The sequence below is a fragment of the Nocardioides currus genome (genome assembly GCF_003057875.1).
GTDB classification, from domain to species: domain Bacteria; phylum Actinomycetota; class Actinomycetes; order Propionibacteriales; family Nocardioidaceae; genus Nocardioides; species Nocardioides currus.
Map to the genome: position 1 here is coordinate 1 of NZ_PYXZ01000005.1, position 20,700 is coordinate 20,700.

The 20,700-nt window shown below is 69.1% G+C and carries 24 protein-coding genes and 1 tRNA gene; 8 read left to right on the forward strand and 17 right to left on the reverse strand.

The window, feature by feature from the left end; all coding sequences use genetic code 11:
* Positions 1-185 precede the first annotated feature (185 nt).
* The 3 genes from C7S10_RS12065 (at position 186) to C7S10_RS12075 (ending at position 1,146) form a co-directional block, all read left to right on the forward strand.
* A complete protein-coding gene (locus C7S10_RS12065; RefSeq protein ID WP_108344698.1) occupies positions 186-386 on the forward strand; it encodes a hypothetical protein in 201 nt (66 codons plus the stop codon).
* Positions 387-478: 92 nt separating this feature from the next.
* Complete coding sequence (locus tag C7S10_RS12070; RefSeq protein ID WP_108344699.1) at positions 479-853, forward strand: hypothetical protein; 375 nt, start codon at positions 479-481, stop codon at positions 851-853.
* 77 nt (positions 854-930) lie between these two features.
* Positions 931-1,146: a hypothetical protein gene (locus C7S10_RS12075; RefSeq protein WP_108344700.1), complete on the forward strand. Its 216-nt coding sequence runs from the start codon at positions 931-933 to the stop codon at positions 1,144-1,146.
* Positions 1,147-1,226: 80 nt separating this feature from the next.
* On the opposite strand, the gene C7S10_RS22220 is transcribed toward C7S10_RS12075, so the two are convergent.
* From C7S10_RS22220 to C7S10_RS12100, 5 genes are all read right to left on the reverse strand, one after another.
* Complete coding sequence (locus tag C7S10_RS22220) at positions 1,227-1,400, reverse strand: hypothetical protein (RefSeq protein ID WP_165807134.1); 174 nt, start codon at positions 1,398-1,400, stop codon at positions 1,227-1,229.
* 129 nt (positions 1,401-1,529) lie between these two features.
* Positions 1,530-2,090 carry a DinB family protein gene (locus C7S10_RS12085; RefSeq protein WP_108344702.1) on the reverse strand — a complete coding sequence of 187 codons (561 nt, stop codon included), beginning with the start codon at positions 2,088-2,090 and terminating at the stop codon, positions 1,530-1,532.
* A 74-nt stretch (positions 2,091-2,164) separates the two neighbouring features.
* Positions 2,165-3,076 (reverse strand): tyrosine-type recombinase/integrase, encoded by a 912-nt coding sequence (locus C7S10_RS12090; RefSeq protein ID WP_108344703.1) that lies wholly within the window; start codon positions 3,074-3,076, stop codon positions 2,165-2,167.
* 115 nt (positions 3,077-3,191) lie between these two features.
* Positions 3,192-3,542: a hypothetical protein gene (locus C7S10_RS12095; protein ID WP_108344704.1), complete on the reverse strand. Its 351-nt coding sequence runs from the start codon at positions 3,540-3,542 to the stop codon at positions 3,192-3,194.
* A 65-nt stretch (positions 3,543-3,607) separates the two neighbouring features.
* Positions 3,608-4,030, reverse strand: coding sequence for a DUF4279 domain-containing protein (locus C7S10_RS12100; RefSeq protein ID WP_108344705.1), 423 nt, complete (start codon positions 4,028-4,030; stop codon positions 3,608-3,610).
* Between the two features lie 119 nt (positions 4,031-4,149).
* Between C7S10_RS12100 and C7S10_RS12105 the strand changes: the two genes are divergently transcribed.
* The 4 genes from C7S10_RS12105 (at position 4,150) to C7S10_RS12120 (ending at position 5,940) form a co-directional block, all read left to right on the forward strand.
* Positions 4,150-4,362, forward strand: coding sequence for a hypothetical protein (locus C7S10_RS12105; RefSeq protein WP_133176503.1), 213 nt, complete (start codon positions 4,150-4,152; stop codon positions 4,360-4,362).
* Positions 4,363-4,487: 125 nt separating this feature from the next.
* Positions 4,488-4,871 (forward strand): VOC family protein, encoded by a 384-nt coding sequence (locus C7S10_RS12110; protein ID WP_207769355.1) that lies wholly within the window; start codon positions 4,488-4,490, stop codon positions 4,869-4,871.
* Between the two features lie 102 nt (positions 4,872-4,973).
* Positions 4,974-5,387, forward strand: coding sequence for a hypothetical protein (locus C7S10_RS12115; RefSeq protein ID WP_133176504.1), 414 nt, complete (start codon positions 4,974-4,976; stop codon positions 5,385-5,387).
* Between the two features lie 70 nt (positions 5,388-5,457).
* Complete coding sequence (locus C7S10_RS12120; RefSeq protein WP_133176505.1) at positions 5,458-5,940, forward strand: hypothetical protein; 483 nt, start codon at positions 5,458-5,460, stop codon at positions 5,938-5,940.
* Positions 5,941-6,011: 71 nt separating this feature from the next.
* Here C7S10_RS12120 and C7S10_RS12125 read toward each other — a convergent pair whose 3' ends face one another.
* The 10 genes from C7S10_RS12125 to C7S10_RS12170 form a co-directional block, all read right to left on the reverse strand.
* Positions 6,012-6,602: a hypothetical protein gene (locus C7S10_RS12125; protein ID WP_108344710.1), complete on the reverse strand. Its 591-nt coding sequence runs from the start codon at positions 6,600-6,602 to the stop codon at positions 6,012-6,014.
* 62 nt (positions 6,603-6,664) lie between these two features.
* Positions 6,665-8,176 (reverse strand): L-arabinose isomerase, encoded by a 1,512-nt coding sequence (araA, locus tag C7S10_RS12130; RefSeq protein ID WP_480241878.1) that lies wholly within the window; start codon positions 8,174-8,176, stop codon positions 6,665-6,667.
* 32 nt (positions 8,177-8,208) lie between these two features.
* The gene (locus C7S10_RS12135; protein ID WP_108344711.1) at positions 8,209-8,886 is read right to left on the reverse strand and encodes an L-ribulose-5-phosphate 4-epimerase; all 678 of its coding nucleotides are present in this window, start codon (positions 8,884-8,886) and stop codon (positions 8,209-8,211) included.
* Entirely contained in the window at positions 8,883-10,601 is a 1,719-nt protein-coding gene (gene araB, locus C7S10_RS12140) for a ribulokinase (RefSeq protein ID WP_108344712.1), read from the reverse strand. The genes C7S10_RS12135 and araB overlap by 4 nt, the downstream gene beginning before the upstream one ends.
* The gene (locus tag C7S10_RS12145) at positions 10,598-11,635 is read right to left on the reverse strand and encodes a LacI family DNA-binding transcriptional regulator (RefSeq protein WP_207769356.1); all 1,038 of its coding nucleotides are present in this window, start codon (positions 11,633-11,635) and stop codon (positions 10,598-10,600) included. The genes araB and C7S10_RS12145 overlap by 4 nt, the downstream gene beginning before the upstream one ends.
* Entirely contained in the window at positions 11,632-12,633 is a 1,002-nt protein-coding gene (gene yjfF, locus C7S10_RS12150) for a galactofuranose ABC transporter, permease protein YjfF (protein ID WP_108344713.1), read from the reverse strand. Before yjfF ends, C7S10_RS12145 begins: the two co-directional genes overlap by 4 nt.
* The gene (locus tag C7S10_RS12155) at positions 12,630-13,715 is read right to left on the reverse strand and encodes an ABC transporter permease (protein WP_108344714.1); all 1,086 of its coding nucleotides are present in this window, start codon (positions 13,713-13,715) and stop codon (positions 12,630-12,632) included. The genes yjfF and C7S10_RS12155 overlap by 4 nt, the downstream gene beginning before the upstream one ends.
* Positions 13,708-15,285, reverse strand: coding sequence for a sugar ABC transporter ATP-binding protein (locus C7S10_RS12160; protein WP_243395338.1), 1,578 nt, complete (start codon positions 15,283-15,285; stop codon positions 13,708-13,710). The genes C7S10_RS12155 and C7S10_RS12160 overlap by 8 nt, the downstream gene beginning before the upstream one ends.
* Before the next feature lie 60 nt (positions 15,286-15,345).
* Positions 15,346-16,344 carry an ABC transporter substrate-binding protein gene (locus C7S10_RS12165; protein ID WP_207769357.1) on the reverse strand — a complete coding sequence of 333 codons (999 nt, stop codon included), beginning with the start codon at positions 16,342-16,344 and terminating at the stop codon, positions 15,346-15,348.
* A gap of 180 nt (positions 16,345-16,524) precedes the next feature.
* Positions 16,525-17,553, reverse strand: coding sequence for a LacI family DNA-binding transcriptional regulator (locus C7S10_RS12170; protein ID WP_207769358.1), 1,029 nt, complete (start codon positions 17,551-17,553; stop codon positions 16,525-16,527).
* Between the two features lie 210 nt (positions 17,554-17,763).
* Between C7S10_RS12170 and C7S10_RS12175 the strand changes: the two genes are divergently transcribed.
* Positions 17,764-19,899, forward strand: a complete 2,136-nt coding sequence (locus C7S10_RS12175) for an MMPL family transporter (protein ID WP_108344716.1) — start codon at positions 17,764-17,766, stop codon at positions 19,897-19,899.
* A gap of 58 nt (positions 19,900-19,957) precedes the next feature.
* Here C7S10_RS12175 and C7S10_RS12180 read toward each other — a convergent pair.
* Both C7S10_RS12180 and C7S10_RS12185 read right to left on the reverse strand, forming a co-directional pair.
* Positions 19,958-20,029: transfer RNA gene (locus C7S10_RS12180), tRNA-Val, on the reverse strand.
* A 39-nt stretch (positions 20,030-20,068) separates the two neighbouring features.
* The gene (locus C7S10_RS12185) at positions 20,069-20,587 is read right to left on the reverse strand and encodes a PGPGW domain-containing protein (RefSeq protein WP_108344717.1); all 519 of its coding nucleotides are present in this window, start codon (positions 20,585-20,587) and stop codon (positions 20,069-20,071) included.
* Positions 20,588-20,700 lie beyond the last annotated feature (113 nt).

The following is a 20,700-nucleotide window of genomic DNA, read 5'->3' on the forward strand; positions in this document are numbered from 1 at the left end:
ACGTTGACGATCTTCCTCCGGCGATCCCTCGTAGTCGGCGCCCACTTCCATCGTCTCCGCGTTCACGACGAGTGGGGCCAAGGACGGCTCGTCGCTGCATGGTTGCGTCCTTCCGCCGCCTGTAGGCAACGCTTGCAACATCCGGATCTGCCGATGAGAGTGCCCTTGCGCGCGACCATCCGTCCATGCAGTGGGACGTGAAAGAATCCGACCGAATCGTTCTGAACGTGACGCGGCAGGAATTGCGGATGCTCAACAACGCGCTGAGCGAAGCTCTCGACCGCGTGCCCGACCGGGCGTTTCCAACTCTGATGGGTGCTCAACGTGACGAGGTTGGTGCTCTGCTCGGGGAGTTCGGTCACCTGCGACAGGGCCTCTCCACCTGACGCGACCCGATTGCGCGGATCTGCCGTGATGGGCTCGAGCGGATCGCGGCAGATGAGTGCGTTTCTCAGCCGTGCTGCCTGATGATTGGGCGGTGACGGAGCGAAGCCTGGTCGAGTGGCGTGATCGTTACCGGGACGAGTTGCTCGAGATCGACGCGATCCGGCTTGCCAGCGACACTGGTGCATGGCGCCACAATCGGCGCGTCGACCGGATGCAGCAGGCGCACCTCGCGTTGCGTCAGACCGCTGAGGGGCGTGCCGTGATCGCGGAGTTCATAGACGATCCGGTTCCCACGGTCGCTCTGTGGGCGGCGACCCACGCGTTGTTCTGGGATGAACCCAGGGCACGTGCACGGCTCGCGTCCTTCGTCGATGACCCGGACCAGCATGCCTTCGAGGCCGAGTTGACCTTGCGTGAGTTTGACGCGGGCAGGCTCAAGACGGACTGGCAGCCGAAGCGAGTCTGACGGAGCGGACACGACCGCTCATCGGCAGATCCGCGCACTCAACGCGGCAGATCCGGACGTTCGGCTAGGTTCCGAACATGCCCGACGACCAGGACTACGCCGACCTCGCTGCGTTCCTCGCTCGACCGGACGAGTGGAGTAAGGCAGACGCGGAACGGGCCCGGTCGCTTCTTGACCAGCAGGCTGTTGCCGCTGACGGGTACGACCAGCGCGATACGCGCCGGGTCGCCGCCATGCGCCGACTCGTGACGCAGTTCAACGATGCTCTGGCTCGGTGGGAGGCCGCCCAGTAGCCCGCTCATCGGCAGATCCGCGCACTGTGAGCAGCAGATCCGGACGTTCGTGGCAGTACGGGTAACCCGCGAGGACTTGATCAGCCAGAAGCTTTGCGACCCGCGAGAACGAGGACAGCGATGCCGACGCACAGCAGCACGACGCCCACAGCGACCGTGCCGATGCCGCCTTGGTCAGGAGACACGATCGAGGCAATTACGCCGCAGACGCCGAGCGCCGCGAGCCCTGCCCCGAAGTACTGCAGATAGGCCATGCAGCACTCTGGCACGAGCCAGACCCTCATGGTGTACGAACACCGCTCATCGGCAGATCCGGTCGAGCTGATCGCGGCAGATGAGTGCGTTGACATTCCGTTTCAAGCGACGACAAGCGTGAGGCTGACCTACTGCCCGACTCGGCCGTCGATGCATTCGCGCAGCAGGTCGGCGTGCCCGCAGTGGCGGGCGTACTCCTCGATCCGGTGGATCCACAACTCACGCACCGCGATACCACGATCGCCAATCCGATCGGCCAGATCCGGATGCTCGGCCAACGCCAGATCAGTAGCAGCCTGCTCACGAGCAAGATCGCTGAATGCCCTGTCGACCGTCGCCTGCTCGCCGACGGCTTGGTCGAAGTCGGCATCGCCCTCGCCGTACATCTTCTGCGCGGGCTCGCCCGGAACGATCCAGTTGCGCCAATCTCGTTCCGCCTCGGCCAGGTGACGCACGAGTCCGAGCAACGACATGGTCGACGGCGGCACCGAGCGGCGCGCCAACTGCTCGGGGCCCAGCCCCTCGCACTTCATCAGCAGGGTCAATCGATAGCTGCTCAGGTAGTCCTGCAGCGTCGCCAGCTCACCGTCCGGGCTGACTCCGTCACTGTTGCGGGGATCGGCCGCCGGATCTGCCCACATGTCGGGGTAGATGCTCGCCTGGCTCCAGCGTTCGGGCACGTCATTCATCCCGCCATGGTGTTGGCAGAAAGCAGGCGCCGCAAGCGATTCAACCTTCCGCTCATCGGCATGAGCGAATGTCGTCAAGTGGCCGAGGCCATGAAGGCGGCCAGGATGTAGTTGGGGTGGCGGTCGAGGTTGTTGCGAGCTCGGTCGTAGCGCATGGTGGTGCGGGGGTCGGCGTGCCGGGCGGCGACCTGGACGTCGCGAAGGTCGACGCCGGCGTCGAGCATGGTGGTGACGAAGGTGTGGCGGAGCACGTGCGGGTGCATGCGGGCGGTGGTGACGTTCGCGGACCGGGCGAGTGCCTTGAGTCGCCGGGTGGCGGCGTGACGGTCCATGCGTTGCCCGCGGCGGTCTAGCAGTATCGGGCCAGCAGCACGATCTTCGATTGCTCGGTCGATGGCGCGACCGACTGCGGGCGGTAGTGGCACAAGGGCCGTCTTGTCGCCCTTGCCGTGCACTCTGAGCACGCGGTGACCGCGCGCTTCGCCGAGGGCTTGGACGTCCGTTCCGGTGGCCTCGAACACGCGTAGGCCGAGCAGTCCGAGCATCGCTACTAGGGCAAAGTCGTTGCGGTTGGCGGAGTCGCGCCCGGCGGTGAGGATGGCCTCGAACTGGAGGTGGCTCAGACCGAGGGTTGGTGACTCGAGCGGGACGTGTGGGCGTCGCACGAACTCGGCGGGTGAGTGGTCGAGGATCTGGTCGATGACGCAGGTTCGGTAGAAAGCCGCGAGCACGGACAGCCGGCGCGACACCGTCGAGGGACGGAGGTGTCGAATTTCCTGTAGCCAGCGTAGGTAGAGCTCGACGTGGGCGCGCTTGGCTTGCAGCGGCATGACGTCGCGTTCGAGGCACCAGCGCAGATAGACGTTGAGGTCGGAGGCGGTGTGGGCACGACTCTGGCCCTTGTACCGGGCCAGGTGAGCGGCCAAGGCGAGGCGCAGCATCGGGTCATCGGCGTTCAGCAGAGCTGGGAGGGTGTGGGTGTCCATCGCACTACGACGCATCTGAAACAGCTAACCGTCAATCGCACTCGGCGCACACATGATGCATTTGTCCGTCCGCACTCATCTGCCGAGATCCGTATGTTCATCGCGCCTCTTCCATTCAGTGCCCGCGTGGGTCATTTCTCACCCAAAGACACGCCAGCACGCCATCGTGGTCGGCCGGGAGGAACAGTTGGTACTGCCGGTGCCCGACGCGGTCGGTCACCTGACCGAGGCGGGCGCCCTCGACCTCGTGGGTTTTCAGGACTGTGAGTGCTTGGTCGAAACCGCCGTGAGCCAGCCCAACCGCGTCGACGTGAGCGCGTCTGCGCTGGTAGATCGTAAGCAACTCGGCCACCGGCACAGTCCCCTCGAACACCTCGAACTCGGCGCCCTGCGCGACCGCTGACAAGCATTCCTGGGATGCCGAGTCGGGGCGCTGCAAGGCTTCGATGAGGGCGTTTCGGTCCATAGCCTGATGGTGGCACCGAACATCCGGATCTGCCGCAATCAGTTCATGGATCTGTCGACGTGCGGTTAGTCAGGCACGCGCTCGCTGTCGCCGCCGTACAGGTCGATATCGAGCGGGATGCCGCGTCTTCCGAGGGCCGACATCGTGTCCGGCCCGATGGTAGTGCCCTCGTTGCCGTACTTCATGAACCAGCCGCAGAACAGGTCGAGGTCGTACCTATAGCCGACTTCCGCCCACACTGTTTCGTCTTGCGTCAGACGGCTCAAGATCGCTGCGACTTGGGCGTCAAGGTCGCCAGGCTCGGCTTCCTCGGCTTGCAGGCTCCACATGCCGAAGCGCGCCGTTCTGGACGCCCCATGCGACGTGAGCGTGTCTCCCTTGGCCCAAGCATTGGTCGGCGCGCAGCCCAGCAACGCCGAGACATCATCGGGCTGAAGATCGTCACCAACGACCCTCAGCGATGCGACGGCACGCGCAAGTTCAGCCACGAATTTAGGCTAGTCAGGCTGGCAACCGAGAATGTCTGTGCCGAAGGAACGCACTCATCTGCCGCGATGAGCGCACGGATCTGCCGATGAGCGGGTCTGTCAGCGCTAGCCTTCTGGCCGTGCCCGAGGACCACCTGACGACGCTGTTGGCAGAGGCTCTCCGCAACCTGGTGATGTTCGTCGAGAACCGATCCGAGGATGCGACGCCCGACGACGACGTCCGTGCGCTGGAGGATTTCGTTTACGTGCTCAGTCAGGCTTCAGACGCCGACCGGACGCGGGTGAGGCACTTGATGGGCGAGGAAGTCTCTGCGTTCCTTGGCTGGGACTGAGAGTGCGCACAACGTCCGGATCTGCCGATGGCCTGGCTGCGCCTGCGCACCAGAGCGGGCGCCGGCGCTGACCACGTTGACGACAGCGCCGTAGGCCGATCCAGGGAGAGCGCTAGCCTCTCCTCGTGAGCAGCCCGACGGACAGCCCCCTCACAACCCGCGTAGGACAGGTCTTCATCCCCGTCCGGAACATGGTGGCAGCCGTGGAGTGGTACTCGCGCCTCTTCGGCATCAAGGCCAACGTCGGGCACCTCGGCCACGACGACACCATCTTCGACCTCCCCACCGACGCACCGCCGTACGTCTGCCTGGACGCGAACCAGCCAGACTTCGTGGCTTCCGGCCCCGCACGCTGCGTCTTTCTGACCGAGGACCTCGAGGCGACCATTGCCCACGTCGCCAGCATCGGCGCAACCGACGTTTCGCCGCCTGAGGACATCGGCAGCCTTTGCTTCGCCACCTTCCGCGAGCCCGACGGCAACCTGCTGATGGCGGCGCAGCTCAACTGAGCCGGGTTTCGTGATCGCGCCGAAGGCTCTGGGTCCGTAACGCACGGATCTGCCGCTGATAATGCGCGGATCTGCGGATGAGCGATCGGGCAGGATGGGCACATGGGAACGCGATTGGCGACGGTTTCTCCTGACCTGTCTGCTCGGTTGGGGTCACTCACTGAAGACGAGGTGCGGAGACGGGTCTCAGTTGTGGTCCGCGCAGCACTGGCGGACACGGGCCTGACCGATCCGACCGTCGTGGAGGCGCTGGACCTCGGAGGGAGCGAGCCAACCGCTGACCTGAGGTTGGCGGTCGAGGCGCTGGCCGCGCGCCTGGACCAAGAGGCGTGGCGCATTCAAGAGCGTGAGGGCGACAGCGCGCACTACCTTGCCGCCTTCAAGCAAGCCCGGGCGGCGTCTGCTGTCTTCTTCTCGCTGAACCCGGACGTGCGTGGTTCTGCTGCCGACGCGCTCTATGAGGCGCAGGCCGCGTTGGGTTCCGTCGAATCGTTGCGCACACACCTGTCGCTCTGAAAATCCGGATCTGCCGCGAGTAGTGCGCGGATCTGCCGAGATGCGGTTGTCGGTTTGCGATACTCCCGACGTGACCCGGTCCCCAGTCGGCTACCCCTTCACGCCAAAGTCAACAGCGCGTCTGGCGGCGGGACAGTTCTGGTCCGTGCGCCGTGATGACGGGCGCTTCGGCGTGGGCATCGTGCTTGGCGTCCCGACACCAGACACCGCACCGCACCACGCCACGAGCACACGCCTCTTCACAGCGGGGCTCCTCGGCGTCGTCATCGACCGACCCGCAACCACCGCTGACCTCGACGACGCGCGCCTAGTGGACTGGGGGTACGCCCACGTGAAGTCGATCGGCGCTACGTGCACCGACGGCCTTGGCGGCCTGACCGACTCCACCTTCAACGACGTGCTGAAGGTTTCCCATCGAGGCGGAGGCGCGGTGGGGCTGTACGGCAACGGCACCTATCGACGGGACGCGACGACCGACGAGGCTCGGACCCTCGACGTGTTCGGCACCTGGGGCCTGAACTTCATCCAGAGGTTGGCCAGTCAGTTGCCGTGAGCCAACGGCGGCTCAACGTCCGGATCTGCCGCGATGAGTGCTTGCATTCCGCCGCATATGCGGCACAAGCGTTACGTCGGTCGAGCGAGCCGGCTGGGATCGCCCGCCGAGTTGATCGCCTCCCGCAGACCGGAGAAGGCAACCGGTTCTCCCGCAACTCGCGCCAAGGTTGTCAGCCCCATCGAAGCACCAGCCTGCGCTTCGATCGCGGCTCTCCCCGCCACGTAGAACCGCCACTGGTCGACCTCGAGCGGGTCGTACTCGTCGTGCGTCGCTGCCGTGTGGAGACAGAAGACGTAAGCGTCTGCGTGGAAGCGTTGCTCCGGGGACCAGGAGTCCGTTCCCTCGTCCCAGCCGTACGCGGCGGCGACTCGGAACGTGGGACGGCTGAGCTTCTTCTGCCCCCAGGCCTGCAGGAACCCCGACGACTTGACCTCGACCCTCGTCCCGTCCGGCGCCGTCACGTCCCACGGATCCCACTCCACGCGCGCGGCCGACGAGCCCAGGGCGCGCGCGACGAGGAACTCAGCCAGATAGCCGCGCACGTTGTTGGTCCGCAGGTCGTTCATCGCGAACCGCCAGAAGTCGACGACCGACGCCTCGAGACCGATGAACGTCTCCGCACCGGACAGGGTGGGAGCCGGCGGCGGGTCGAAGGTCATCGACTGATCGAACCAGACGGACTCGGGCTACGCCCCCGGAACGGCGCATCCGTTGCGTGCCGTCAGATCCCCTCCGCCAACCGGTGGTACGCCGCGTTCCACCGCAGCTCACGCTGGAACGACCGGGTGGTCGTGTCGTCGTCGATCACGACCATCTCCACCCCCGTCATCTGCGCGAAGTCCTCGAGGATGTCCACGCCGACGGCCTTGGACAGCACCGTGTGGTGCGGGGCGCCGGCCATCAGCCAGGACTCGGCCGACGTCGACAGCGACGGCCGGGGCTCCCAGACGGCGCAGGCCACGGGAAGCTTGGGCAGGTCCTCGTCGGGCTCGACGACGTCGATGTCGTTGACGGTCAGGCGGAAGCGGTCGCCCAGGTCGGAGAGGCCGGCGACGACGGCGCGGCCGGGGTCGGCGGTGAAGCGAAGACGGACGGGGTCCTCGCGGCCGCCGATGGCCAGCGGGTGGATCTCGAGCGACGCGGTCTTGCTGGTGATGGTCGGGCAGACCTCGAGCATGTGGGCGCCGAGGATCTTCTCCTGCCCGGGGACCAGGTGATACGTGTAGTCCTCCATGAATGACGTGCCGCCGGGCAGTCCCTCCCCCATCACCTTGACGGCGCGCAGCAGCACCGAGGTCTTCCAGTCGCCCTCGCCGCCGAAGCCGTAGCCGTCGGCCATCAGCCGCTGCACGGCCAGGCCGGGGAGCTGGCGCAGGCCGCCGAGGTCCTCGAAGTTCGTCGTGAACGCGTTGAAGCCGCCCTCGGCGAGGAACGACCGCATGCCGAGCTCGATGCGGGCGCCGTAGCGCAGCGACTCGTGACGCTCGCCGGCAGGCAGGAGCTCGGGTGCGACGCGGTACGTGTCGGCGTACTCCGTGACGAGCTTGTCGATGTCGTCGTCGCCGACCGCGTCGACCACGGCGACGAGGTCGTTGACGCCGTAGGTGTTGACCGAGACGCCGAAGCGGCGCTGCGCCTCGACCTTGTCGCCCTCGGTGACCGCGACGTCGCGCATGTTGTCGCCGAAGCGGGCGAGCTTGAGGCTGCGCAGCTCGTGGCGCCCGAGCGCGGCGCGGACCCACTGGGCGATCCGCTTCCCGACGACCGGCGAGTCGACGTGGCCGGCGACGGTCTTGCGCAGCACGCCGAGGCGCGACTGGATGTAGCCGAACTCGCGGTCGCCGTGGGCGGCCTGGTTGAGGTTCATGAAGTCCATGTCGATCGTCGACCACGGCAGCTCCATGCCTGCCTGCGTGTGCAGGTGGAGCAGCGGCTTCTGCAGCGCGTCGAGCCCGGCGATCCACATCTTCGCCGGGGAGAAGGTGTGCATCCACGCCACGACGCCGACGCAGGCGGGGTCGGAGTTGGCGTCGAGCATCTGCCGGTGGATCGACGCCGCGTCCATCAGGACCGGCTTCCACACGACGTCGACGGGCAGGTCGCCCACCTCGACGAGCCGCTGCACGATCCCCTGCGACTGGGACGCGACCTGGTCCAGCGTCTCGGGCCCGTAGAGCGACTGGCTCCCGGTCAGGAACCAGATCTCCGGGGTGGGCATCGACGTCATGCTCATGGCACTTCCTTCGGGTGGTGGGGCCGCGCGGGTCAGCGCTGGCCGTAGACGTTCTGGTAGCGGTCGAAGAGGGCGTCGACGTGCTGCTGGTCGATGGCCAGCGGCTCGCCGAGCTGGCGGGAGATGTGGACGGTGCGCGCCACGTCCTCGCACATCACGGCCGCCTTGACGGCCGCGCGAGCCGTCGGCCCGATGGTGAACACGCCGTGGTTGCGCATGAGCACGGCGGGTGAGCGGCTGTCCCGGAGGGTGTCGACGATGCCGCGGCCGATCGAGTCGTCACCGATGATCGCGAACGGTCCGACCGGGATCTCCCCACCGAACTCGTCCGCGCCCATCGTCAGCACGCACGGCACGGGCTCGCCGCGCGCCGCCCAGGCGGTGGCGTACGTCGAGTGGGTGTGCACCACTCCCCCGACGTGCGGCATCTCGCGGTAGACGTAGGCCTGCGCCTCGGTGTCCGACGATGGCGCATGCTCGCCCTCGACCACGCGACCCCGCAGGTCGCACACGACCATGGTGGCCGGCGTGAGGTCGTCGTACGACACCCCGCTCGGCTTGATCACCAGCAGGTCCTGGCCGGGCACGCGCGCCGACACGTTGCCGGCGGTCCACACGACGAGCTGGTAGCGGGTGAGCTGCTCGTGCAGGGCGCACACCTCGGCGCGGAGCCTGGCAATCGTGTCTGTGACGTCGGCGACGGTGCTCATGCGGACACCTCCTGCGACGTCGAGCCGGACCGGCGGGCCACCGCGTCGCGGCGGATCGCCTTGAGGCGGCGCATCGTCGTGGTCGTACGCCCGAAGTGGTCGTGGAGCGCGAGGTACTGCTCGAACAGCGCGTCGTACGACGCCGCGCGCCCCTCGTCGGGCATGAAGACGTGGCGACGCACCTTGCCCATCTGCTTCGCGGCGGTGGCCACGTCGCCGTACGCCCCCGCGGCGACCGCCGCGTGGATGGCCGAGCCGAGCGCCGGACCCTGCTCGGAGTCGATCACCGACAGCGGCAGCCGCGTCACGTCGGAGTAGATCTGCATGAGCAACGCGTTCTTCTGCAGGCCGCCCGCGACGATGAACTCCTCCACCGGCACTCCACTGTCGCGGAAGGTCTCGACGATCACCCGGGTGCCGAAGGCGGTCGCCTCGAGCAGCGCGCGGTAGACGTCCTCGGCGCGGGTGGCCAGGGTCTGGCCGACCACGAGGCCCGAGAGCTCGTGGTCGACCAGCACCGAGCGGTTGCCCGAGTGCCAGTCGAGGGCGACGAGCCCGTGCTCGCCGATCTGCTGGTGCGAGGCCAGGCGGGTCAGGTGCTCGTGCACGCCCTCACCCGCTGCGGCGGCGGCCTCGGTGACGTAGGCCGGCACACCGTGCTCGGTGAACCAGCCGAAGATGTCGCCGACGCCGGACTGCCCGGCCTCGTAGCCCCAGAGGCCCGAGATGATGCCGCCGTCGACGACGCCGCACATGCCCGGCACCTCCCGCAGGACCTCGGCGCTCATCACGTGGCACGTCGAGGTGCCCATGATCGCGACCATCTGGCCCGGGCCGACGGCCTGCGCGGCGGGGGCGGTGACGTGGGCGTCGACGTTGCCGACGGCCACGGCGATGCCCTCGGGCAGGCCGGTCCAGGCGGCAGCCTCGGCGGTGAGCCCGCCCGCGCGCTCGCCGAGCTGGCCGATGGGGTGCTCCAGCTTCTCGGCCACGAACGGCGCGAAGCCGGGCGACAGCGCGGTCAGGAACTCCGGCGACGGGTAGGCGCCGTCCTGGAGGATGCCCTTGTAGCCGGCGGAGCAGGCGTTGCGGACGTAGGTCCCGCACAGCTGCCACACGATCCAGTCGGCCGCCTCGACCCAGTGCTCCATCCGGGCGTAGACCTCGCGGTCCTCCTCGAACAGCTGGAGGCCCTTGGCGAACTCCCACTCCGAGGAGATCAGCCCGCCGTAGCGCGGGAGCCACGACTCACCGCGGGTCCGGCCGAGCTCGTTGACCCGGTCGGCCTGCTCCTGCGCCGCGTGGTGCTTCCACAGCTTGACGTAGGCGTGCGGCCGGTCGGCGAGGCCGTCGACCTCGTTGAGCGGGGTGCCGTCGGCCAGCGTCGGGACCATCGTGCAGGCGGTGAAGTCGGTGGCGATGCCGACGACGCGCGTCGGGTCGATCCCGGCGGCCTCGACCGCGGCGGGCACGGCATTCCGCAACACCTCGCGGTAGTCCTCGGGCACCTGCAGCGCCCACTCGGGCGGCAGCGGGACGTCGGCGCCGGCCAGCGACGCGGGCAGCGCGCGCTCGAGCACCGCGTGCCGATAGGGGTGCACGCCGGTGCCGAGCTCGGCGCCGTCGGAGACGCGGACGACGACCGCCCGGCCCGACAGGGTGCCGTAGTCGACGCCGACGACGTACTGCTCGTCCGAGCCGTGCAGGGTGCTCATGCTGTCCTTTCGACGGGCGCGGTGCTGGCGCGGACGACCAGCTCGGCGCCGATGAGGCGTTCGGGGGGAGGGACCTGGCCGAGGGCGGCACGCAGGATCTCGATCGCGCGCTGGCCGACGGCCTGGAAGTCCTGGCGGACGGTGGTGAGGGGCGGGATGAGGTACGCCGCCTCGGGGATGTCGTCGAAGCCGACGACGCTCACGCCGCGATCACCGCTCGGGACCGCGCGCCCGGCCTCGGACAGCGCCCGCAGCAGGCCGAGCGCCATCTGGTCGTTGGCGCAGAAGACGGCGGTCACGTCGTCGCGGGCCGCGATCCGCAGGCCCGCCTCGTAGCCGCTGGCGGCCGACCAGTCGCCGGTCACGTGCCGGCCCGGACGCAGCCCGGCGGCGTACATCGCGTTCTGCCAGCCCAGGAGCCGGGCTCGCGCCTCGGTCCACTCGAGCGGTCCGGCGAGGTGGACGATGTCGGTGTGCCCGAGGTCGATGAGGTGGCGGGTGCCGAGCTCGGCGCCGGCGACCTGGTCGACGCCGACGGTCCAGCGGGTCTTGGCGGGATCGCCCTCGACGACCACGACCGGGATGCCGAGGTGCTCCTGCGCGCGGGCGACCTCGAGCGCGTCGTTGGTCGCGGAGATGAGCACGATGCCCTCGACCGCCTGGCCGCGGAGGTGGTCGATCGCGTCGACGAGCTCCTCGCGCGAGAGGCTCTGCAGGTTGGCCGAGCTGACGAAGTAGCCCGCCTCGCGACCCGCCGCCTGGATGGTGCGGTGCACGGTGGAGGGACCCCAGTAGCCGCTCTTTGACCCGATGACGCCGATGGTCGCCGAGCGTCGGGTGACCAGCGCGCGGGCAGCGGAGTTGGGGCGGTAGCCCAGCTGGAGGATCGCCTGCTCGACGCGCTCGCGGGTCGCCGGGCGCAGGTTGCTCTGCCCGTTGATGACGCGGGACACGGTCTGGTGGGACACCCCGGCCAGGCGCGCCACGTCGGCCATGACCGGCGTGCGGGCCGGCGGCACGTCGCTGAGGGTCATGACCGGCGCCGCGTCGCGAAGCGCTGGACGACCACGAAGGCGAGCAGGAGGACGCCGGTGATGATGCGGATCCAGTAGGAGCTGAGGGTGCCGTCGAAGGAGATGAGGGTCTTGATGATGCCGAGCACCAGCACCCCGAGGAGCGAGCCGACGACGTAGCCGCGACCTCCGGTCAGCAGGGTGCCGCCGATGACGACCGCCGCGATGGCGTCGAGCTCCATCCCGATGGCGTGCAGGCTGTTGCCCGAGAGGATGTAGAGCGCGAAGAGGAGTCCGGCCAGGGCGGCGCAGAAGCCGCTGATGACGTAGACGCCGACCTTGGTGAAGGCGACCCGCAGGCCCATCAGCATCGCCGAGCTCTCGTTGCCGCCGATGGCGTAGACGGTGCGGCCGAAGCGGGTGCGGGCCAGCACGAACGCGGCGACCGCGACCGTGGCCAGCGCGATGATCGCCGTCCAGCGGACGTAGTAGTCGCCGAGGTAGACCGTCTTGAAGGCCAGCGAGGTGAACGTCGGGTCGTTGATCGAGATGGACTCGACGCTGATCAGGTACGTGAGGCCGCGGGCGAGGAACAGCCCGGCCAGGGTGGCGATGAACGGCTGGATGTCGAAGTAGTGGATGAGCAGCCCCATCAGCAGGCCCAGCACGGTCCCGGTGAGGAGCACGGCCGCGATCGAGAGGTACGGCGACCAGCCCATCTGCAGCGTCTTGGCCGCGATCATCGTGGACAGCGCGACCACCGAGCCCACCGACAGGTCGATGCCGCCGGTGAGGATGACGAAGGTCATCCCGACCCCGAGGACGATCAGGAACGCGTTGTCGATGAGCAGGCTGATCAACACCTGCGGGTCGCTGAGGCCGTCGTACCTCATCCCGCCGACCCCGAAGAGCCCGATGAACAGGGCGAGGGTGGCGATGAGGGGCAGGTAGCGGCCGGGTGGCGTGAAGGTGCGCACCCGGTCCCAGGTCGAGGCGGGGCTGACGGTTGCGGTGCTCATGCTCGGACTCCTGCCGTGGCGGGCGCGGGCTCGGCGGTGGGGGCCGGCCCGGCGGCGGGCGGACGCGGGGTGCGCCGGACGCGGAAGACCGCGCGGGCCCGCGGCGACTGGAGCAGGCAGACCGCGATGACGACGATCGCCTTGAAGAGGTAGTTGATCTCCGAGGGGATCCCGATGTTGGGGATGGTCCGCGCGAGGGTGGCGATGAAGATCGCCCCGACGAACGTGCCGGCCAGTGAGAAGCGGCCGCCGGCGAGCGACGTGCCACCGATGACGACGGCGAGGATGGCGTCGAGCTCGATCCACAGGCCCAGGCTGTTGGCGTTGACGGAGTTGGTGTTGGCCGCGATGACCAGCCCGGCCATGCCGGCGCAGAGGCCGGAGAAGGCGTAGACCGTCCAGATGATGGTGCGGGCGCGGACCCCGGCCAGCCGGCTGGCCTCGGGGTTGATGCCGACCGCCTCGATGAGCATGCCCAGCGCCGTACGCCGCGTGAGGACCGCCGTGAAGGCGAGCACCGCCAGAGCGATGAGGAAGGCCAGGGGCAGCGTGAGGACGAAGCCCGAGGCGAGGTCGCTGAAGAAGGGGTTGTTGACCGTGGTGATCTGCCCGTCCGTGACGGCCATCGAGATGCCACGCCCGGCGACCATGAGGATCAGCGTCGCGATGATCGGCTGGATCCCGAGGACGGAGACGAGCAGGCCGTTCCAAGCGCCGAGGACGATGCACACGACGAGCGCGTAGGTCACCGCCATCACCGCCGTGGTCAGCGCCGCCTCGTCACCGGCACCGACGATCCGGGTGCAGGCGACGGCGCCGGCGATGGCCGCGATGGCCCCGACCGAGAGGTCGATGCCGCGGGTCGCGATGACCAGGGTCATGCCGAGCGCGACGAGCATGACGGGCGCGCTGTTGCGCAGGATGTCGATGACGTTGCCGTAGAGGTGGCCGTCCTGCATGCGTACGTCGAGGAAGCTGGGTCGCGCGACCACGTTGACCAGCACCAGCACGACGAGCGCCAGGACGGGCCACAGCAGCGGATGGCGCAGGACCCGCTGCACGCGGGTGGTGGTCTCAGTCATGGGGAGCCTCCTCCGCGCGGGCCTCGCCCGCGATGGTCTCGAGGACGTCGCGGACGCTGACGTCGTCGTTGACGCGCTCGTCGATCTTGCGGCGGTCGCGCATCACGACCAGCCGGTCGCTGAGGCGCAGCACCTCCTCGAGCTCGGCGGAGATGAACACCACCGACATGCCCTGGGCGGCGAGCTCGGCGACCTTGGCCTGGATCTGCGCCTTGGCGCCGATGTCGATGCCGCGGGTGGGCTCGTCGAGGATCAGGATCTCGGGCTGCGTGATCAGCCAGCGGGCCAGGAGGACCTTCTGCTGGTTGCCGCCGGACAGGTTGCGCATCAGGGCCTGCGGGTCGGCCGGGCGGATGTCGAGCGCCTGGATGTAGTCGTCGACCAGCTGGGTGCGCGTGGCCTGCGGGATCGGGCGGAGCCAGCCGCGGGAGGCCTGCAGCGCGAGCAGCATGTTGTCCGCGACGGTCAGGTCGCCGACGACGCCCTCGGCCTTGCGGTCCTCGCTCGAGAAGGCGATCTTGCGGTCGATCGCGTGGCGCGGGCTGCGCAGCTTGCGGCGCTCGGAGCGGAAGGTCAGCTCGCCGGTGTCGGCGGTGTCGGCACCGAAGAGGAGCCGCGCGAGCTCGGTGCGTCCCGAGCCGAGGAGTCCGGCGATGCCGACGACCTCGCCCTCGTAGAGCGTCAGGTCGGTCGCCTCGAGGGTGTTCTTGCGGCCGAGCCCGACGGCGGTCAGCAGCGGGGTGCCTTCCTCCGCGTCGGTCTGGGGCGCGGCCCGGTCGAGCCGGTCCAGCACCTCGAGCTCGCGGCCGATCATCAGGCGGACGAGCTCGAGCTGGGACGTCTCGGAGACCAGCCTCTCCTCCACGAGCCGGCCGTTGCGCAGGATGGTCATCCGGTCGGCGATCTCGTAGATCTGGTCGAGGAAGTGGGAGACGAAGACGATGGCGACGCCCTCGTCGCGCAGCCGGCGCATGACGGTGAAGAGCTTCTCCACCTCGTCGGCGTCGAGGCTGGAGGTGGGCTCGTCGAGGATCAGCACCTTGGCCTCGACGTCCACGGCGCGGGCGATGGCCACGAGCTGCTGGACGGCGATGGGGTGCTCGTCGAGGACGGAGCGCGGGTCGACGTCGATGCCGAGGTGGAGCAGGGTGCGCCGCGCCCGGCGGTTCATCTCACGGACGTTGATGGCCCCGAGCCGACGGGGCTCGCGGCCGAGGAGCATGTTCTCGGCGACGGTGAGGTTGGGGACCAGGTTGACCTCCTGGTAGACGGTGCTGATGCCCGCCTCCTGCGAGGCCGCCGGCGAGTGGAACTCGTGGCGCTCGCCGCTGATCGTGATGACGCCCGAGTCGATGCTGTAGACGCCGGTGAGCGCCTTGATCAGCGTCGACTTGCCGGCCCCGTTCTCGCCCATGAGGGCGTGCACCTCGCCGGGGAAGAGCCTCACCGACACCCCGTCCAGCGCGCGTACGGCGCCGAAGGTGATGGAGATGTCGCGCATCTCGATGACCGGCTCGCGCGCGGCCTCGGGCGTGGCGACGACGTCCGGTGGCGTCTGCATCTGCGTCATCTCGATCCTCTCGTGCACAGCCGCGCCCGGCCGGCGGTGGCCGGCCGGGCCCGGTGCGACTCAGTACTGGCGGTCGGCAAGGACCTCGGCGGCCTGCTCCGGGGTGAAGGCCGACTCCTCGGTCAGCACCCGCGCGGGGACCTCCTCGCCGTCGAGGACCTTCTGGGCCAGGTCCATCAGCTGCGGACCGAGCAGGGGGTTGCACTCGACGATGTAGTTGATCTTGCCCTCGGACAGGGCGGTCATGCCGTCCTTGACCGCGTCGATCGTGATGATCTTGACGTCCTTGCCGGGCTCGAGGCCGGCGGCCTCGATCGCCTCGATGGCACCCAGGCCCATGTCGTCGTTGTGGGCGAAGACGACGTCGATGGAGTCGTCGGACTGCAGGAACGACTCCATGACCTGCTTGCCGCCGTCGCGGGTGAAGTCGCCGGTCTGCGACGCGGTGACCTCGATCGAGTCGTCCGCGGCGATCTTGTCGGCGAAGCCCTCGGCGCGGTCGATCGCGGGAGCGGCGCCCGTGGTGCCCTCGAGCTGGACGACGTTGATGGTGCCGTCGCCGTTGGCGTCGGCGTCGGCCGCGTTGTCGACCAGCCACTGGCCGGCCTTCTCGCCCTCGACGACGAAGTCGGAGCCGAGGAAGGTCTTGTAGAGCGACGGGTCGGCGTCGACGGCGCGGTCGGTGAGGATGACCGGGATGTTGGCGGCCTTGGCCTCCTGCAGGACGGCGTCGAAGCCGGTCTCGACGACGGGGCTGAAGGCGATGACGTCGACCTTCTGCTGGATGTAGGAGCGGATCGCCTGGATCTGGTTCTCCTGCTTGCCCTGCGCGTCGGTGAACTTCAGGTCGACGCCCTCGGCCTTCGCCGTGTCCTGGATCGACTTCGTGTTGGCCGTGCGCCAGCCGCTCTCGGCACCGACCTGGGCGAAGCCCATGGTGATCGCGCCGTCGCCGCTGCCGCCGTTGTCGGTGCCGCTGCTTGCGTCGGAGTCGCCGCAGCTCGTGAGAGCGAGGCTGCTCAGGGTGATCGCTGCCGCAGCGACCAGGGTCTTGTTCACCACTGTGTTCCTCCAAGTGAGAGGGGCTGTCGCCCTGTGTGACTGGTGTCACTTGCGATGAGTGTGAACGCTAACATTCCGGTCCGTCAAGCCCCTGTCGCAACTTTCCCACGACTCGATGTGAACGCTCACCTGAACGGCGGCAGGAACAGCCGGACGCCACCTCGGTGGCTCGCCCGGTCAGTGGCGCGGTGCGGTTGAGCCGCGCACGAGCAGGGTCGGCTCGATGAGCGCGACCTCCGGGTCGTCGTCCCCGCGCACCGCCGCGAGCGCGACGCTGAGGGCACGCCGACCGAGCTCGGAGAAGTCCTGCGCGACGGTGGTCAGCGCCGGCCAGTAGAACTCCGCCTGCGGCACGTCGTCGAACCCGACCACGCTCACGTCGTCGGGCACGCGTCGGCCCTGGGCGTGGAGCGCGTGCAGGACGCCCAGCGCCATGAAGTCGTTGCCCGCGAAGACGGCGGTCACGTCGGGGTCCTGGGCGATCCTGAGACCGGCGCGATGACCGCTCTGCGACGACCAGTCCCCCGCCAGCTCCGGCCCGGGCAGCAGCCCGCGCTCCTCGTGGGCCGCGCGCCAGCCCGCCTCCCGGTGCCGGGCCTCGATCCAGTCCGCGGGTCCGCTGACGTGGGCGACGCGGCGGTGGCCCAGGTCGAGAAGGTGGCCGACGGCCAGCTTCGCGCCGGCCTCCTGGTCGATGCCGGCGGACAGCCGCTGCCGCTCGGTGACTCCCTGCACCATCACGACCGGGATGCTGAGCTGCAGCGACTGCGTCATCTCGACCGCGTCCTTGTGGGGTACGGCGACCACGATCGCCTCCACCGCCTGGTCGCTCAGCCGGTCGACGGCCCTCTGGAGCCCTTCGAACGAGAACTCCGGCAGGCCGATGATCGACACGTCGTAGCCCTGGTCCTGGCCCGCCTCCTGCACCCCCAGCGCGATCATGCTCGGGCCGTACAGCGCGAGGTGCGCGGTGACCATGCCGATGCGCCGCGACCGGTTCGTGGCCAGCAGCCGGGCCGCGAAGTTGCGGCGGTACCCGAGCTCCTCGATCGCCGCCACGACCCGCAGGCGCGTCTCCTCCTTGACCAGCGAGGCGTCGTTGAGCACCCGCGAGACCGTCTGGTGGGAGACGCCGGCGAGCTCGGCCACCTGGGCCATGCTCGGCGAGCGCCGTACGGCCGCGCGGCGCGCCTCCTGCTCGGTCATGGGGGCGATCCTAGGACGCGGCACGCGGTTTGCCGCCCACTCGCGGCCCGGTCGGGGGCGGGTGTTGCGGTCAGGCAGGTCGGGGCTCGGACCCGAGGGCATCGAGGATGGTGTGCAGCTCCTCGTTGAGCCAGTCCTAGGTTCGTCGCCACCGAATCAGTACAAGTCTTCTGATAGCCATCAGGAAACCAATACCGAGGAGCCGGACCGATGAATCGTCTGACCGCCGTGGTGCTGCGGCACCGAGTGATCGTCGCCCTGGCCTGGCTCGCCATCGCGATCGCCGGAGGCACGACGGCGCCAACGACCGTCGACCGCCTGACCTTCGACTTCGACCTGCCCGGGCAACCGGCCTACGAGACCAACCAGCGGATCATCGACCAGTTCGGCAGCGGCGGACTCACCGATCCGCTGCTCCTCGTGGTCGATGGCGCCGACGCGGCCTCGCGCGCCGACGAGGTGGCCGACGGGGTCCGCTCGGCGGTCCCAGGCACCCGCACCGTCTCCCCCGGTGACGACGGCGCCGGCGTCCTGGCCACCGACGAGGACTCGGCGATCGTCGTGGCCTATCCGCCGCTGACCCCCGGCCCCGAGTCGTACGCCGAGGCCCAGCCCGCACTCGAACAGGTCGCGCGGGGCGCAACCAGTGATCGGACGACGGTCACGCTGACGGGCTTCTCGGTGCTCGAGGAAGGTGGTGGCGACGACCGCGGGCTCATCGTGGAGGTGCTCATCGGGGGGATCGGCGCGCTCGTCGTGCTGGGCCTGGTCTTCGGGTCGCTGCTCGCGGGACTGCCCCTGATGGTCGCGGCGGTCTCCATCCTCGGCACCTTCCTGGCCCTGCTGGGCCTGACCTACCTCACCGACGTCTCCGCCGTCGTGGAGTACCTCATCGCGCTCATCGGTCTCGGCGTGGCCATCGACTACTCCCTCCTGGTCGTGACGAGATGGCGCGAGGAATCGGCCAAGGGGGTGGACAACGACGAGGCCGTGCGTACGGCGATGGCGACCGCCGGTCGATCGGTCGTCTTCAGTGGCGTCACCGTGGCGGTGTCCCTGGCGGCACTCGTGCTGGTGCCGATCCCCTTCCTCCGCAGCATCGGGCTCGGCGGCCTGTTGATCCCGCTGTTCAGCGTCGCCGTCTCCCTCACCCTCGTGCCGGCCCTGCTCAGCTGGGCAGGGCCACGCATGAACTGGCCGCGGCGCAAGCCCGCAGTGACGCGCAGCCGGCTGTGGGCCGGGATCGCCACGAGAGTGCTGCGCCGGCGATGGCTGACCGTGGCCGGCTCCGTCGTCGTCCTCCTCGCGATGGCCGCGCCCGTGCTCGGCCTGACCCTCGGCACGGCGCAGCTCAGCGGGCTGGCGAACAGCTCGACGGCCTCACGCGCGCTCGTCGACGCCGTCGAGGGCAGCGTGCCTGCCGGCGTGGTCCGTCCGACCGAGGTCCTCGTCCCCGAGGGCGACACCCGGACCACCGTCGAGCGCCTGCAGCGGCTCGACGGAGTGGCCGCCGTGGTCGCGCCGTCGGGACAGGAGTGGTCCGCCGACGGGCGGTCGCTGCTCCAGGTCTGGACCGACACCGACCCCACCACCGAGGCCGGACGAGCGGCCCTGCAGCGGGTCCGTGACGAGGCCGCGGGCCTCGGCGCCGACGTCGGTGGCACGCCGGCGGAGGACGCCGACTTCATCTCGGCCGTCTACGGCAAGGCGATCTGGGTCGTGATCGGAGTCGCCGTCGTGACGTTGCTGCTCCTGGCCCGCGCCCTTCGCTCGCTCTGGCTGCCCGTCAAGGCACTGGCCCTCAACGCACTCTCACTGGCCGCCGCCTACGGCATCACGGTCCTCATCTGGCAGGACGGGTACGGCACCGAGCTGCTCTTCGACCGCAGCGCGACGGGTGCCGTCACGATCTGGGTGCCCATCGCGGCCTTCGCGTTCCTCTTCGGGCTGTCCATGGACTATGAGGTGTTCATCCTGTCCCGCATGCGTGAGGAGTACGACGACACGATGGCCCCCGCCGCGACCGTCCCCTCCGCCGATGCACCGAACGAGCGCGAGGCGACGGACCGCGCCGTGGTGGAGGGCATCGCGAACACAGGACGACTGGTCACCTCCGCCGCCCTGATCCTGTTCTTCGCCTTCATCGCCCTGTCCACGGTCCCGACCGTCGAGGTCAAGGTGCTGGCCACGGCCCTGGCCTTCGGCATCGCCATCGACGCCGTCATCGTCCGCGGCCTGCTGGCCCCGGCCCTGGTCGGGGTGCTCGGGCGTGCGAACTGGACCATCCCTCCGATCCTGGCGCGGGTGCTCCGGCTACCCACCGCCGAGCCGTCATCTGGCCCGTAGACGGCACGAGGCCGGTTCCCCATCTCGGGAACCGGCCTCTGACCTGCGGAAACAGGAGTGGGCGATACTGGGTTCGAACCAGTGACCTCTTCGGTGTGAACGAAGCGCGCTACCACTGCGCCAATCGCCCGCGTGGTGCGGCGGTGACTCTACAGGGCACCGGCGCCGGTCACGAAACCGGTGTCTCGTCGACGACGCCGTCGGACTCGTCGTCGGCCCGGTCGATCGCCCGGGTGAGCTCCTCGACCGCTTCGGGGTGGCCGTAGAAGCGACGGTAGGAGTAGACGATCAGGGCCAGCGCGATGAAGCAGGACGCGATCTGGGTGATCCCGGTCCACAGTCCGCCGGGCAGCCACCACGACTCGGCGAACGGCCACCAGTCGGGCGCCGGGGGCTTGATGATCCAGAGCACGCCGCAGGCGGCGAGCGCGATCGCGCCGGTGACGGACATGACGATGCGCGGCCAGGTCTCGACGCCCTCGGCCGCCCCGCGGAGAGCCCGCAGGCGCACGGGCTCCACCCGGCGCTCGGCCCACTCGTACTGCTGGGACAGCAGCGCGAGGCCGGCGAAGATCCCCAGCAGGCCCGGGCCGGGCAGGAAGATCGCGGCGACACCCGCGAGAAGTAGGAGCCAACCGAGGCCCTCCAGTACGATCCGCTTCGCTACACCGGTTCCTGGCACCCCCATCAGGACGACACCGGTTCTCGGATAGCACCATCGACTGTTCGTCCGATCACCACATGACCCTATCGGGTCATATGGAACACCGATCAGACATTTGGGTCGACAAACTGCGTGCA

Bases quoted from the DNA above. Each gene is read 5' to 3' on its own strand.
- C7S10_RS12170 (WP_207769358.1), bottom strand. From the start codon at position 17,553: ATGACCGAGCAGGAGGCGCGCCGCGCGGCCGTACGGCGCTCGCCGAGC.
- araA (WP_480241878.1), bottom strand. From the start codon at position 8,176: ATGAGCATGACGTCGATGCCCACCCCGGAGATCTGGTTCCTGACCGGG.
- C7S10_RS22220 (WP_165807134.1), bottom strand. From the start codon at position 1,400: ATGGCCTATCTGCAGTACTTCGGGGCAGGGCTCGCGGCGCTCGGCGTC.
- C7S10_RS12155 (WP_108344714.1), bottom strand. From the start codon at position 13,715: ATGACTGAGACCACCACCCGCGTGCAGCGGGTCCTGCGCCATCCGCTG.
- C7S10_RS12160 (WP_243395338.1), bottom strand. From the start codon at position 15,285: ATGACGCAGATGCAGACGCCACCGGACGTCGTCGCCACGCCCGAGGCC.
- C7S10_RS12185 (WP_108344717.1), bottom strand. From the start codon at position 20,587: ATGGGGGTGCCAGGAACCGGTGTAGCGAAGCGGATCGTACTGGAGGGC.
- C7S10_RS12175 (WP_108344716.1), top strand. From the start codon at position 17,764: ATGAATCGTCTGACCGCCGTGGTGCTGCGGCACCGAGTGATCGTCGCC.
- C7S10_RS12065 (WP_108344698.1), top strand. From the start codon at position 186: ATGCAGTGGGACGTGAAAGAATCCGACCGAATCGTTCTGAACGTGACG.
- C7S10_RS12115 (WP_133176504.1), top strand. From the start codon at position 4,974: ATGGGAACGCGATTGGCGACGGTTTCTCCTGACCTGTCTGCTCGGTTG.
- C7S10_RS12085 (WP_108344702.1), bottom strand. From the start codon at position 2,090: ATGAATGACGTGCCCGAACGCTGGAGCCAGGCGAGCATCTACCCCGAC.
- C7S10_RS12090 (WP_108344703.1), bottom strand. From the start codon at position 3,076: ATGGACACCCACACCCTCCCAGCTCTGCTGAACGCCGATGACCCGATG.
- araB (WP_108344712.1), bottom strand. From the start codon at position 10,601: ATGAGCACCCTGCACGGCTCGGACGAGCAGTACGTCGTCGGCGTCGAC.
- C7S10_RS12125 (WP_108344710.1), bottom strand. From the start codon at position 6,602: ATGACCTTCGACCCGCCGCCGGCTCCCACCCTGTCCGGTGCGGAGACG.
- C7S10_RS12075 (WP_108344700.1), top strand. From the start codon at position 931: ATGCCCGACGACCAGGACTACGCCGACCTCGCTGCGTTCCTCGCTCGA.
- C7S10_RS12145 (WP_207769356.1), bottom strand. From the start codon at position 11,635: ATGACCCTCAGCGACGTGCCGCCGGCCCGCACGCCGGTCATGGCCGAC.
- C7S10_RS12135 (WP_108344711.1), bottom strand. From the start codon at position 8,886: ATGAGCACCGTCGCCGACGTCACAGACACGATTGCCAGGCTCCGCGCC.
- yjfF (WP_108344713.1), bottom strand. From the start codon at position 12,633: ATGAGCACCGCAACCGTCAGCCCCGCCTCGACCTGGGACCGGGTGCGC.
- C7S10_RS12095 (WP_108344704.1), bottom strand. From the start codon at position 3,542: ATGGACCGAAACGCCCTCATCGAAGCCTTGCAGCGCCCCGACTCGGCA.